The sequence below is a fragment of the Pseudomonas sp. IT-P171 genome, from assembly GCF_949767765.1.
GTDB classification, from domain to species: Bacteria; Pseudomonadota; Gammaproteobacteria; order Pseudomonadales; family Pseudomonadaceae; genus Aquipseudomonas; species Aquipseudomonas fluorescens_B.
Genome location: NZ_CATKQN010000011.1, coordinates 699,531 through 711,988, shown reverse-complemented (window position 1 = coordinate 711,988; position 12,458 = coordinate 699,531). Strand labels below are relative to the sequence as shown.

Here is a 12,458-nt window from a genome sequence, read left to right as displayed (position 1 = left end):
CAAGGGCAGGGGGCGCAACGCTCCCTAACATGACCGAAAGCCCTTTTGAAATCAGCGAGCCCATGACAATCCATCCGCCTTCGATACACGGCAACCTGCGCGCCTGGGGCGTCGGGCTGGTGGTCATGCTAATGCTGATGCTCGCCACCTTTGAGGCGGTGCAAGCCAAGCAATACGGCGACATCGAGCAGCAGCGCATCGAGAAAACCTTCCCTCAGACCGATTCCGTTTCCGCCCCCGAAGGCCGGTTCAAGGTGCGCACGCTGTCCGCCGCCGGCAAGGTGCTCGGCTATGTGTTCCAGAGTCTGGACGTGGTGGACATTCCTGCCTACTCGGGCAAGCCGATCAATACCCAGGTGATCCTCGACACTGCAGGTGCGATTCAGGATACCTATGTGCTGGAGCACCATGAGCCCATTCTGCTGATCGGTATTCCTGAGGCAAAACTTCACGGCTTCAGCGCCAGGTACAAGGGCATCAAGGTCAGCCAGCGGGTGGTCGTTGGCCATTCCAGCGACCCGAAGGCCGTCACCGTCGATGCGATTGCCGGGGCTACCGTCACGGCGATGGTGGTCAACGAGGTCATCATGCGCGCCGCCCACGACGTGGCCGTATCGCTCAAGCTGATCGAGGACACGGGCGGTGTGGCACGCATGCCTGCCACCGTGCGCCAGGACTTTTTCGAACCCGCCACCTGGGAACAACTGACCGGCAACGGCGCCATCCGCCGCTTGAACCTGACCCGTGGCCAGGTCGACGCCGCCTTCAAGGGCACCGACGCCGAAGGCGTGGAAAACGCCGCCGCCGATCAGGTGGATGAGACCTTTATCGAGCTCTACACCGCCGACCTGAATCCGCCGACCATCGGCCGCGCGCTGCTGGGGGACAATCAATATCGCTTACTTATGCAAGACCTCAAGCCCGGCGAGCAGGCCATTGTGGTGCTGGGTCGTGGGCTTTTTTCCTATAAAGGCTCGGGGTATGTGCGCGGCGGGATTTTCGATCGGGTGCAATTGCGCCAGTTCGGCAACGTCATCAGTTTTCGCGACATGGACCATCAGCGGCTCTCCGACGTCTTTGCCAAAGGCATGCCGGAATTCACCGAAATGTCGATTTTCATTGTGCGCGAGCCGGCCCGGTTCGACCCGGGATCGCCCTGGTCCCTGGAATTGCTGGTGCGTCGTCAAACCGGGCCGCTCAGTAGCACCTTCAGCAGCTTCGAACTGCCTTATCAACTGCCCGAGCCGTACCTTGAGCGGCCACTGCCCAGCGTCGAAGAATTGGCCGCCCTCGAGGAAGCCGGTCGGCCGATGTGGTTGACCATCTGGTACCAGAAAACCTTTCAGATCACCGTGCTCGGCAGCGCATTACTGCTGCTGATGGCGATCCTGTTCCTGCAGGACTCCTTCACGCGTCGGCCACGTTTTCTGCACTGGCTGCGCCGAGGTTACCTGGTCTTTACCGTGGTGTTTCTCGGCTGGTATGCGCTGGGGCAACTGTCGGTGGTCAATGTGCTGACCTTCGCCCATGCGCTGTTCGATCACTTTCGCTGGGAGCTGTTTCTCACCGACCCGCTGATCTTCATGCTCTGGGTCTTCGCCGCCGCGAGCATTCTGCTGTGGGGGCGGGGCGTATTCTGCGGCTGGTTGTGCCCGTTCGGTGCCTTGCAGGAGCTGATCAACGAAGCAGCGCGCAAGCTGAGAATCCCCCAATACGAATTGCCTTTCGCGGTGCATGAACGGCTGTGGGCCATCAAATACATCATTTTGCTGCTGCTGTTCGGCCTCTCCCTTGAGTCGATGTCCACCGCCGAATTGTTCGCCGAGGTGGAACCGTTCAAGACCGCTGTAACCCTCAGGTTCGACCGCCAATGGTGGTTCGTTCTCTACGCGGTGGCACTGCTGGTCATCAACCTCTTCACCCGCAAAGTCTATTGCCGCTACATCTGCCCGTTGGGAGCCGCGCTGGCGATTCCGAGCAAATTTCGCCTGTTCGACTGGCTCAAACGCCGCAAGGACTGTGGCACACCCTGCCAGCTGTGCGCCAAGGAGTGCGAGATCCAGGCGATTCATCCCGATGGCCGAATCAATGCCAACGAGTGCCACTACTGCCTCGATTGCCAGATGACTTACCACAACGACAACAAGTGTCCGCCGCTGATCAACAAGCGCAAGAAGCGCGGCAAACCGGCACCCATCGCTGTGCAACTGATACCTGTCGTGGAAGTGAGCGCTCTGGAATGAACCCCGCGAGCACCTGTGCGCAGTGACCGTTTTTATCCCTTCAAGGAATACACCTGATGAACGACACAGAATCCAAAAAAGCCACTGAAGTGCCGGAATCTACCGGCCTCAGTCGTCGCGGTTTCCTGGGCACCAGCGCGGTGACCGGCGCGGTACTGGCCGGTGCCACGGCCATCGGTGGCGCGGTGTTTACCCGTGAGACCTGGGCGGCAGCGGCCAAGGACGCGCAACTGAAAACCCACGTCGGGCCGGGCGAACTGGACCAGTACTACGGTTTCTGGAGTGGCGGTCATCAGGGTGAAGTGCGGATCATGGGCATTCCGTCGATGCGCGAGCTGTTGCGTGTACCGGTGTTCAACGTCGACTCCGCCACTGGCTGGGGCCTGACCAACGAAAGCAAACGGATCATGGGCGATAGCGCGCATTTCCAGAATGGCGACTGCCACCACCCGCATTTGTCCATGACTGACGGCAAGTACGATGGCAAATACCTGTTCATCAATGACAAGGCCAACAGCCGTGTTGCGCGTATCCGTCTGGACATCATGAAGTGCGACAAGATGCTCACCGTGCCCAATGTGCAGGCCGTTCACGGGCTGCGCCTGCAAAAAGTGCCGCACACAAAATACGTGTTCGCCAATGCCGAATTCGTGATTCCACACCCCAATGACGGCAGCACCTTCGACCTGCAGGACAAGAATAGCTACACGATGTTCAACGCCATCGATGCCGAGAAAATGGAGATGGCCTTCCAGGTCATTGTCGATGGCAACCTGGACAACACCGACGCCGACTACACCGGCAAATACGCGGCGTCCACCTGCTACAACTCGGAGAAGGCCTACGACCTGGGCGGCATGATGCGCAACGAGCGCGACTGGGTGGTGGTGTTCAACATCCCGCGCATCGAAGCGGCGATCAAGGCTGGCAAGTTCATCACCCTGGACGGCTCGAAAGTGCCGGTGGTCGACGGTCGTAAAAACGAAGGCAAGGACAGCACGTTCACCCGCTACATCCCGGTGCCGAAGAACCCCCACGGCATCAATATGACGCCCGATGGCAAGTACTTCATTGCCGCGGGCAAACTTTCGCCCACCTGCACGATCATCGCCACCGCGAAGCTGGATGATCTGTTCGACGACAAATTCAAGGACCCGCGCGATGCGGTGGTCGGCGAACCGGAACTGGGGCTGGGCCCGCTTCACACCACCTACGACGGCCGCGGCAATGCCTATACCACGCTGTTTATCGACAGCCAGGTGGTGAAGTGGAACGTGGAGGAGGCCATTCGCGCGTACACCGGCGAGAAGGTCAACTACATCAAGCAGAAACTCGACGTTCAATACCAGCCGGGCCACAACCATGCCTCGCTGACCGAAACCAGAGACGCCGATGGCCAATGGCTGATGGTGCTCAGCAAGTTTTCCAAGGATCGCTTCCTGCCGACCGGCCCGCTGCACCCGGAAAACGATCAACTGATCGATATCTCCGGCGAGGAAATGAAACTGGTGCATGACGGCCCGGCCTTCGCCGAACCCCACGACTGCGTCATGGCCCGCCGCGACCAGATCAAGACCAAGAAGATCTGGGACCGCAACGACCCGTTTTTCGCCGAGACGGTGGCGATCGCCGCCAAAGACGGGATCAAGCTGGAGACCGACAACAAGGTCATCCGCGACGGCAACAAAGTCCGCGTCTACATGACCTCGATGGCCCCGGCCTACGGTTTGCCGGAGTTCACCGTCAAACAAGGCAACGAGGTCACGGTGACCATCACCAACATCGACCAGATTGAAGACGTGACCCACGGCTTCGTGATGACCAACCATGGCGTGAGCATGGAAATCAGCCCGCAGCAGACCTCGTCGATCACCTTCATCGCCGACAAGGCCGGCCTGCACTGGTACTACTGCAGCTGGTTCTGCCATGCACTGCACATGGAAATGGTCGGCCGCATGAAGGTCGAGAAGGCCTGACCGTTGCCCATCGACAGGAGCGAAGCAATGACTGATAGCAAGGGAAACCCGGTGACGGTCATTGCATTTGCGCTCCTGCTGATGTCCGGCAGCGCGCTGGCGGTGCAACCCATCACCTCGTTGCCGCTGCGGGTGGACGCCAATCAACGCTGGCACCTGCCGGCGGGGGAATACCGGGGCTCGTTCAGTGTCGATCAACCGATGCAGATTCTCTGCGAGCCCGGCGCGGTATTTCAGGGGGAGGGGCAGGGCAACGGTGTGATCATCAGCGCGCCGGATGTCGCCATCGAAGGCTGCACCTTTCTAAACTGGGGACACGACCTCACCGCCATGAATGCGGCGCTGTTCATCCAGCCCAAGGCCCATGGCGCGGTGATCAAAGGCAATCGGCTGCAGGGCAAGGGCTTCGGTATCTGGGTCGACGGCACTCAGAATGTGAGCCTGATCGACAACCGCATTCAGGGTGATCCGGCGATGCGTTCGCAAGATCGCGGCAACGGCATTCATCTGTATGCGGTGCATGGCGCCAAGGTCATTGGCAACCAGGTGCGCGACACCCGCGATGGCATCTACATCGACACCTCCAACGGCAACCTGCTGCAGGGCAATACCCTGGAAGACCTGCGCTATGGCGTGCATTACATGTTCGCCAACGATAACCAACTGATCGGCAACACCACCCGCCGCACCCGCACTGGCTACGCCTTGATGCAAAGCCGCAAGCTCACGGTGATCGGCAATCGCTCCGAACAGGATCAGAACTACGGGATCCTGATGAACTACATCACTTACTCAACCTTGCGTGACAACTTCGTCACTGACGTGCGCGACGGCTCGACCGGCGACAGCATGATCAGCGGCGCCGAGGGCAAGGCGCTGTTCATCTATAACTCGCTGTTCAACAGCATCGAACACAACCACTTCGAGCGCAGCGCCGTGGGCATCCATCTCACCGCCGGCTCGGAAGACAACCGCATCGCCGACAACGCGTTTGTCGGCAACCAGCGACAGGTCAAGTACGTCGCCACCCGCTTGCAGGAATGGTCGGCGGATGGCCGCGGTAACTACTGGAGCGATTACCTGGGTTGGGACCGCAACAACGACGGCCTCGGCGATATCGCCTACGAACCCAATGACAACGTCGACCGCCTGCTCTGGCTGTACCCGCAGGTGCGGTTGCTGATGAACAGCCCTGGGATCGAGTTGCTGCGCTGGGTGCAACGGGCCTTTCCGGTGATGAAATCGCCAGGGGTGCTGGACAGCCATCCGCTGATGAAATCATCCACTCAACCCCTGACCCAGGAGCCCAACTCATGAACGTCATCGACATCGAAGGCGTCAGCCAGCGCTATGGGCATGCCACCGTGTTGCATCAGCTCAACCTCAGCCTGGCGGAAGGTGAAGTGCTGGGTTTGTTCGGGCATAACGGCGCGGGCAAGACCACCAGCATGAAACTGGTGCTGGGCCTGCTCCAGCCCAGCGAAGGGCAGGTCCGGGTGTTCGGTCGCTTGCCTTGCGATCCCCATGTGCGGCGCCTGCTCGGTTATCTGCCGGAAAACGTCACGTTTTACCCGCAACTGAGCGGTGTCGAGACTTTGCGTCATTTCGCGCGACTCAAAGGCGCCGCGTCCGCCCAAGTGGACGCACTGCTGGAGGAAGTCGGCCTGGCCGGTGCGGCGCATCGACGGGTCAAGACCTACTCGAAAGGCATGCGCCAACGCCTGGGACTGGCACAAGCGCTGCTCGGCGAACCGCGTTTGTTGTTGCTCGACGAACCGACGGTCGGCCTCGATCCTATTGCGACCCAGGACCTGTATCGGTTGCTTGATCGCCTGCGCAGCCAAGGCACCAGCATCATTCTGTGTTCCCACGTCTTGCCCGGTGTCGAGGCGCACATCAACCGCGCCGCGATTCTGACCCAGGGACGTCTGCTGGCGCTGGGCAGTCTACGCAGTTTGCGCGAGCAAGCCGGGTTGCCGACGCTGATTCGCGCCAACGGCCTCAAGCACGCCGGGCCCTTGCAGCAACGCTGGAACAACGCCGGGCACCTCACCGAACGCTGGGGCGTCGAAGGTCTTGAAGTGGCCGCGCTCAATGGCAGCAAACTCGGGCTGTTGCGCCAGCTGCTCAATGAAGACGAACCGGCCGACGTGGAAATCCATCAACCGTCGCTGGAAGATATTTACCGCTACTACATGAGCCGGGCCGGTGCGACGCCAATCGGGGAGGCCGTATGAACGCTGTCTGGAACATGGCCCGCAAGGAATTCAGTGACGGGTTGCGCAATCGCTGGTTGTTGGCAATCAGTGTGTTGTTCGCGGTGCTGGCCATCGGCATCGCCTGGCTGGGCGCGGCGGCCTCCGGGCAATTGGGTTTTACCTCGGTGCCAGCCACCATTGCCAGCCTCGCCAGTCTGGCAACGTTTTTGATGCCGTTGATTGCGTTGCTGTTGGCCTATGACGCCATCGTCGGCGAGGACGAGAGCGGCACGTTGCTGCTGTTGCTGACGTACCCCTTGGGTCGCGGGCAGATTCTGCTCGGCAAGTTTGTCGGCCACGGGTTGATCCTGGCGCTGGCGACGCTGATCGGTTTCGGCTGCGCCATGCTGGCCATCGCGGTGCTGGTGGACGATATCCAGCTGAGCCTGCTGCTCTGGGCGTTTGGCCGGTTCATGGCGTCGTCGACGTTATTGGGCTGGGGGTTTCTGGGGTTGGCCTATGTGCTGAGCAGTGCGTCGGCCGAGAAATCCACGGCGGCCGGGCTGGCGCTGGGCGTGTGGTTCTTCTTCGTGCTGGTGTTCGATCTGGCTTTGCTGGCGCTGTTGGTGCTCAGCGAAGGGCAGTTCAACCCGAAAGTGCTGCCCTGGTTGCTTCTGCTCAACCCCGCTGACATCTATCGCCTGATCAACCTCTCCGGCTTTGAACCCGGCGCCAGTACCGCGGGTGTGCTGACGCTGGGCAGCGATTTGCCGATGCCGGGCTCGATGCTCTGGCTATGCCTGTCGCTGTGGGTGGCGGTGCCATTGGGCTCGGCCTGGCTGTTGTTTCGTCGCCGGGCGACATGAATTTCCACTTTGATGGTTTGGAGTAGTTGACGATGAATGCGTTTTATCTGACGACAGTGCGCGCAGTGGCGGGCCTGATGATGTGCCTCCTGCTGACGGCCTGTGACAACCCAGTGCAAGCCACTTACAGCGACGCCGCCGCAGCCTTTCATCCCAGTGATGAATGCCATGTCTGCGGGATGATTATCGACGGATTCCCCGGGCCCAAGGGCGAAGTGGTCGAGCGGGCCGGGGTCAGGAAGTTCTGTTCCACGGCGGAAATGATCGGCTGGTGGTTGCAGCCGGAAAACCATCATGGCGATGCAAAACTGTATGTCCATGACATGGGCCGCAGCCCGTGGAACGCGCCGAATGACGCCCACCTGATCGATGCCAAAGACGCCTTCTACGTGGTCGGCACCCAACTCAAAGGCGCCATGGGCGTGGTGCTGGCGTCGTTCTCAAGTCGCGAGGCCGCTGAAAAGCTTGCCGCTGAACAGGGCGGTCGCTTGCTGCGCTTCAGCGAGATCACTCCGGCACTGCTGCAGCAACGCTAACGTCGTTTAAAAAGCCTGATCGCCGTCAAGTCGTTTTTTCGTCTCCTGCTCAAAGATAGGGCTCGCTACGTCCTCAGTGCTGGCATCCGTGATGCCCAGGAGAAAATGATGAAAACCGAGTTTCAAGATCGTTTGGCGGTGGTCACAGGTGCCAGCTCCGGGATCGGCCTGGCGCTGTGCGCCGCGCTGTTACCGCGCGGGGTCAAGGTGCTGGCGATGTCACGAACCTTCGGTGAATTGCCGGCCTTGCAGCAGATCTACGGCGAGCGGTTGCAGTGGTTTGCCGGGGACGTCACAAGTCAGCAAGACCTGAGCGAACTGGCCGAGCGCGCTGCGGCGATGGGCCCCGTGGACTATTTGGTGCCTAACGCGGGTGTCGCCGAGATGGCCGACAGCCTGGATATGCAGGCCTTCCAGCGTCAGTGGGCGGTCAACGGCGCCGGTGCGTTGAACACCCTGGCGGCGTTACGCGGTGAATTGGCGAGCCCGGCTTCGGTAGTGTTTGTCGGGAGCTTCCTGACCGGCTCGAGCTTTCCCGGGTTGGCCGCTTGCATTGCCAGCAAGGCTGCGCTCGCGGCTCAGGCACGCACGCTGGCGGTGGAATTCGCGAGTTTTGATGTGCGCATCAATCTGGTCTCGCCGGGACCGACCGCCACCGCGATGTGGGACAACCTGGGGTTGAGCGAGGGGGAACTCGGCGACGTCGCCGACACCCTGGGTAAACGTCTGTTGCCCGGTCACTTTCTCGACGCAGGGGCGGTGGCCAATGTGATTGTTTTTCAACTGTCGCAGGGCGCTCGGTGTGTTTACGGTCAGGACTGGACAGTCGATAACGGATACACCTTGGGTTAAAGGGCGAAGACAAACCTGTGGCGAGGGAGCTTGCTCCCGCTCGGCTGCGTAGCAGTCGTAAAACCAGCGCCTGCGTTTAATCTGAATGTACCCAGTGACGGTTTGTAGGGGCGCTGCGCGCCCCAGCGGGAGCAAGCTCCCTCGCCACAAGTGCGATGTATATTTCGGTATTGGGGCACAAGGCCTAATGCGAAGTCCCCTCGGCAAACTCAATCTTGTTCCCCACGTTGTACTTGCCCGAAGGCTTGTTCATCGGAATGCGTTTGATCTCCTGCAAGGTGTTGCTGTCGTAGACGATCAGCGCGCCATCGGTGGCCCAGATGCTCAGCAGCAAGTAGCGGCCGTCGCGAGTGAACTCAACATGAGCGGCGGTTTTACCGGGCATCGGGCGCAAGGTGTGGGCAATCTCCAGCGTCTGTTTGTCGATCAGGTGGATCGCATCGTTGTCCGGCCCGAAGAACACATCGGTCCAGGCATACCGCGAGTTGACATGACTGCGCATGAAAAACCCGGGCCCCAGGGTCGGGATTTCCTTGACCAGTTTCCAGGTCTTGAAGTCGATGACCGAGATCAGCCCCTTGCTGATATTCGGTGTGGCGAACACCCATTCACCGTTGCGTTTCCAATAGGTCCCCGACCCCAAATGCGGCATGCCCGGCAGCGGTATGTCGGTGACCACCTTGCCGCTGTCGAGGTCGATGACCTGGCCGCCCTGGGCTTTGCGCGACGTGGCCAGCAGCTGTTTGTAGTCCGGCGAAAAGGAAAAATCATCGAGAAAATCCCCGGCAGGAATCCGCCGGGGTTCGAAATCCGGTGTGCCCGCCCAGGACAGCTCCCAGACTTCCTTCACGTCCTTGAGTGCGACGATGAAGCTGTCGCGCGGCGGAGCGGAGTAAACCGCGCTGACCCGTGACGCGGTACCGTTCTGACCGATGGTCGGGATGGTTTTGACCAGCGACAGATCGCGGGCATCGAGCACCACCAGGTTGCCGGGCAAATAGTTGCCCACCAGCACCCAGCGTCCATCCTTGCTCACCGCCAGGTTGCGGGTGTTAAGGCCGGCGCGGACCTCGGCGATCAGCTTCAGGTTGTGCAAGTCATACAGACTGATCCAGCCGTCACGGGAGGCGAAGTAGACGAAGCGCCCGTCGGGCGAGAACTTCGGTCCGCCGTGCACGGCGAAGTGCGATGCGAACCGCGCGAGCACCTCAAAGCGGTCACCGTCGAGGATGTCGATATGATGGTCGCCGGCTTCCACCACCACGAACAGGTTCAGGGGGGCGGCGCCATGTTGGGGTGTGGTGGGCAGTTTGCTGAGGTCCGCGAGCAGCGAGTGACTGTCGAGAATGTCGTCATTGCTCCAGGTGGGCGGGGTGGCGGGCGGTTGCTGAAGGTAGTCCACCAGCGCGTCGACCTGCGCGGGGCTGAACACGTTGGCATAGCCGGCCATCTGGCTTGCGGGGCGACCGTTCTCAATCACGCTGCGGATTTCATCAGGTTTGATCCGGCTGAGGCTCTCCGGCAACAACGCCGGCCCTGCGCCGCCGAGACGGTTGATGCCGTGACAGCTCTGGCAATGCAACTGATAGAGTTGCTCTGCGTGTTCAAGTGCCGGCACTGCTGCGCCGGCCTGGGCCGTACTGATCCATAACAGGTGGGCAAGGACGATGCGCCTCATATCGCCACCTTGGCGCGACGTAGCAGGGCTTGGGTCGGATAGAGTCGCGCCGGGTATTCCAGCTGTTCTGCATCAAACATATCGACCACTGAGCCGATTACCGTCAGTGTCGGAATGCCCGGTGGACAATCCAGCGCGAGGGTCGGCAATTGGTGCAGCTTGCCGCGGGCGACGTGCTGGTCGGGGCGCGTGCCGTTGCTGATCAGCGCCGCCGGTGTGTCGGCTGATAATCCGGCTTCGATCAAGCGTTGAGCGATGATTCCCAGGTTCGACAAGCCCATGTAAAACACCAGCGTCTGGCTACTGTCGGCGAGGCTGCTCCAGGGCAGCGACAACTCGCCATCGCGTTGCAAATGGCCGGTGATGAACCGGCAGGAATTGACCAGGTCGCGGTGGGTCAACGGTATGCCTGCATAGGCGCTGCAGCCGGAAGCAGCGGTGATTCCCGGCACCACCTGGCAATTAATGCCGCGTTGCAGCAGGTACTCCAGCTCCTCGGCACCGCGACCGAAAATGAACGGGTCGCCGCCCTTGAGCCGGACCACGCGTTGCCCTTGATCGGCGAGGTCGGCCAGCAGTTCGTTGATCTGTTCCTGGGGCAGGCTGTGGCAACCGCTGGCCTTGCCGACGTAATGCCGGGCGCAGGCGAGGGGAATCAGGGTCAGCAGTTCGGGGCTGATCAGCCGGTCGTACACCACGGCGTCGGCCTGCATCAACAGGCTCCAGGCGCGCAGGGTCAGCAGGCGTGGGTCGCCGGGGCCGGCGCCGACCAGGGCAACTTCGCCCGGCCGGAACGGCGACTCAAGTGTGGCCGGTATAGCAATTGATGGAGGCATGGGACGTCCTTGGTGCTTCATCAGGTTGACCGGCCCCAGCCTTTGTCAGGTGGTTGGCCGGACGGGCTATTCAGTGGGTAATGCAAGGGATGTTCGTTGACGGCGTAACACCGATTTCGTCATCGCTGAGGTGGCAGCCGGGGTCCTGGCCCCACAGATCTCCCTCGGCCCAGGCACGCGTGCGGGTGTTGCCGTTGCAGATGGGCAACCAGCGGCATTGCGCGCAACGACCACCGACGGCGCGGGGATGCTCACGCAGGCGCAACAGCAGGGCATCCGGCTGATCCAGCCACAACGTGCGGAACGGCGTGCGCCGGACATTGCCCACCGAGTGCTGCCACCAGTAGGTGTCCGGGTGCACTTCGCCGGTGTTGTCGATATTGGCGATGCCGCTGCCGGAGGCGTTGCCACCCCAGGCGCGGAGCATGTTTTCCAGGCGTGGGTAATGCTCGGGAATACGAAGGGCTGCCCATTGCAGCATCAGAATGGCATCGGCATCGTTGTTGCCGCTAACAAAATCGCTGTCGCGCCCCTGTTGGATGTCTTCCCAGGCTCGCTCAAAGATCAACGTCATGGCCTCGCGGCTCATCTGCTGGTGCGCGTCGAGTTTGCGACTGCGTTTACCGCGACCGCTGTAGTTGAGGTGCGACAGATAAAACTTCTGCACGTCGTACTCGCGCATCAGCGCCAGTAATTGGGGTAACTGCGGATGGTTTTCCTGGGTCAGGGTAGTGCGCAGCCCGACGCGAATGCCTTGTTCGCGACAGAGCCGGATCGCCTGCATGGAGCGGGCGAAGCTGCCCTTGAGTTGGCGGAAAGCGTCATGGGTGGCTTCCAGGCCGTCAATGCTGATCCCGACGTAGTCGAAATTCGCCGCACTGATCTGCGCAATGTTCTGCTCATCGATCAGCGTGCCGTTGGTGGACAAGGCCACATAGAAACCTTTGGCCCGGGCGTAGGCGCTGAGCACAAACAGATCCTCGCGCAACAGCGGTTCGCCACCGGAAAGAATCAACACCTTCACCCCGGCATCGTGCAAGTCGTCGATCACGGTCAGCGCGGCGGCCGTATCCAGTTCGTCGCGAAAGACACTGTCGGCCGAGGTGGCGTAGCAATGTTTGCAGGTCAGGTTGCAGCGCCTTAGCAGGTTCCAGATCACCACCGGCGCCCGGTTACTGCCCGGTGGACCGGTTCTGGGTGCTGGCGCCTGGCCTGCCAGCGCACGCAAGTATTGGCTGATCCTCAACATGCAACTCTCCTTGAGTCAGGGCGT

Annotated in this window: 10 protein-coding genes; 7 read left to right on the top strand and 3 right to left on the bottom strand. The window is 61.0% G+C overall.

Annotated features, from left to right (window positions below):
* Positions 1-29 precede the first annotated feature (29 nt).
* The 7 genes from nosR to ACM6I5_RS11645 all read left to right on the top strand — a co-directional run bounded on the left by nosR (position 30) and on the right by ACM6I5_RS11645 (position 8,671).
* Positions 30-2,243 carry a transcriptional regulator NosR gene (nosR, locus tag ACM6I5_RS11675; RefSeq protein WP_414883869.1) on the top strand — a complete coding sequence of 738 codons (2,214 nt, stop codon included), beginning with the start codon at positions 30-32 and terminating at the stop codon, positions 2,241-2,243.
* A gap of 53 nt (positions 2,244-2,296) precedes the next feature.
* Positions 2,297-4,219 carry a TAT-dependent nitrous-oxide reductase gene (nosZ, locus tag ACM6I5_RS11670; protein WP_414883968.1) on the top strand — a complete coding sequence of 641 codons (1,923 nt, stop codon included), beginning with the start codon at positions 2,297-2,299 and terminating at the stop codon, positions 4,217-4,219.
* A gap of 27 nt (positions 4,220-4,246) precedes the next feature.
* Positions 4,247-5,536: a nitrous oxide reductase family maturation protein NosD gene (locus ACM6I5_RS11665; protein ID WP_414883868.1), complete on the top strand. Its 1,290-nt coding sequence runs from the start codon at positions 4,247-4,249 to the stop codon at positions 5,534-5,536.
* Positions 5,533-6,456, top strand: coding sequence for an ABC transporter ATP-binding protein (locus ACM6I5_RS11660; protein WP_414883867.1), 924 nt, complete (start codon positions 5,533-5,535; stop codon positions 6,454-6,456). Before ACM6I5_RS11665 ends, ACM6I5_RS11660 begins: the two co-directional genes overlap by 4 nt.
* Positions 6,453-7,283, top strand: a complete 831-nt coding sequence (locus ACM6I5_RS11655) for an ABC transporter permease (RefSeq protein WP_017338906.1) — start codon at positions 6,453-6,455, stop codon at positions 7,281-7,283. The genes ACM6I5_RS11660 and ACM6I5_RS11655 overlap by 4 nt, the downstream gene beginning before the upstream one ends.
* A gap of 32 nt (positions 7,284-7,315) precedes the next feature.
* Positions 7,316-7,819 carry a nitrous oxide reductase accessory protein NosL gene (locus ACM6I5_RS11650; protein WP_017338905.1) on the top strand — a complete coding sequence of 168 codons (504 nt, stop codon included), beginning with the start codon at positions 7,316-7,318 and terminating at the stop codon, positions 7,817-7,819.
* A 108-nt stretch (positions 7,820-7,927) separates the two neighbouring features.
* Positions 7,928-8,671 carry an SDR family NAD(P)-dependent oxidoreductase gene (locus ACM6I5_RS11645; protein ID WP_414883866.1) on the top strand — a complete coding sequence of 248 codons (744 nt, stop codon included), beginning with the start codon at positions 7,928-7,930 and terminating at the stop codon, positions 8,669-8,671.
* 184 nt (positions 8,672-8,855) lie between these two features.
* Here the strand turns inward: ACM6I5_RS11645 and ACM6I5_RS11640 are convergent, their stop codons facing one another.
* The 3 genes from ACM6I5_RS11640 to nirJ all read right to left on the bottom strand — a co-directional run bounded on the left by ACM6I5_RS11640 (position 8,856) and on the right by nirJ (position 12,434).
* Positions 8,856-10,349, bottom strand: coding sequence for a cytochrome D1 domain-containing protein (locus ACM6I5_RS11640; protein ID WP_414883865.1), 1,494 nt, complete (start codon positions 10,347-10,349; stop codon positions 8,856-8,858).
* Positions 10,346-11,185 carry a uroporphyrinogen-III C-methyltransferase gene (cobA, locus tag ACM6I5_RS11635; protein WP_414883864.1) on the bottom strand — a complete coding sequence of 280 codons (840 nt, stop codon included), beginning with the start codon at positions 11,183-11,185 and terminating at the stop codon, positions 10,346-10,348. Before cobA ends, ACM6I5_RS11640 begins: the two co-directional genes overlap by 4 nt.
* A gap of 70 nt (positions 11,186-11,255) precedes the next feature.
* Complete coding sequence (gene nirJ, locus ACM6I5_RS11630) at positions 11,256-12,434, bottom strand: heme d1 biosynthesis radical SAM protein NirJ (protein WP_414883863.1); 1,179 nt, start codon at positions 12,432-12,434, stop codon at positions 11,256-11,258.
* Between the last annotated feature and the right edge of the window lie 24 nt (positions 12,435-12,458).

Bases quoted from the DNA above. Each gene is read 5' to 3' on its own strand.
- ACM6I5_RS11660 (WP_414883867.1), top strand. From the start codon at position 5,533: ATGAACGTCATCGACATCGAAGGCGTCAGCCAGCGCTATGGGCATGCC.
- nirJ (WP_414883863.1), bottom strand. From the start codon at position 12,434: ATGTTGAGGATCAGCCAATACTTGCGTGCGCTGGCAGGCCAGGCGCCA.
- ACM6I5_RS11645 (WP_414883866.1), top strand. From the start codon at position 7,928: ATGAAAACCGAGTTTCAAGATCGTTTGGCGGTGGTCACAGGTGCCAGC.
- cobA (WP_414883864.1), bottom strand. From the start codon at position 11,185: ATGCCTCCATCAATTGCTATACCGGCCACACTTGAGTCGCCGTTCCGG.
- ACM6I5_RS11650 (WP_017338905.1), top strand. From the start codon at position 7,316: ATGAATGCGTTTTATCTGACGACAGTGCGCGCAGTGGCGGGCCTGATG.
- ACM6I5_RS11655 (WP_017338906.1), top strand. From the start codon at position 6,453: ATGAACGCTGTCTGGAACATGGCCCGCAAGGAATTCAGTGACGGGTTG.
- ACM6I5_RS11640 (WP_414883865.1), bottom strand. From the start codon at position 10,349: ATGAGGCGCATCGTCCTTGCCCACCTGTTATGGATCAGTACGGCCCAG.
- nosR (WP_414883869.1), top strand. From the start codon at position 30: ATGACCGAAAGCCCTTTTGAAATCAGCGAGCCCATGACAATCCATCCG.
- ACM6I5_RS11665 (WP_414883868.1), top strand. From the start codon at position 4,247: ATGACTGATAGCAAGGGAAACCCGGTGACGGTCATTGCATTTGCGCTC.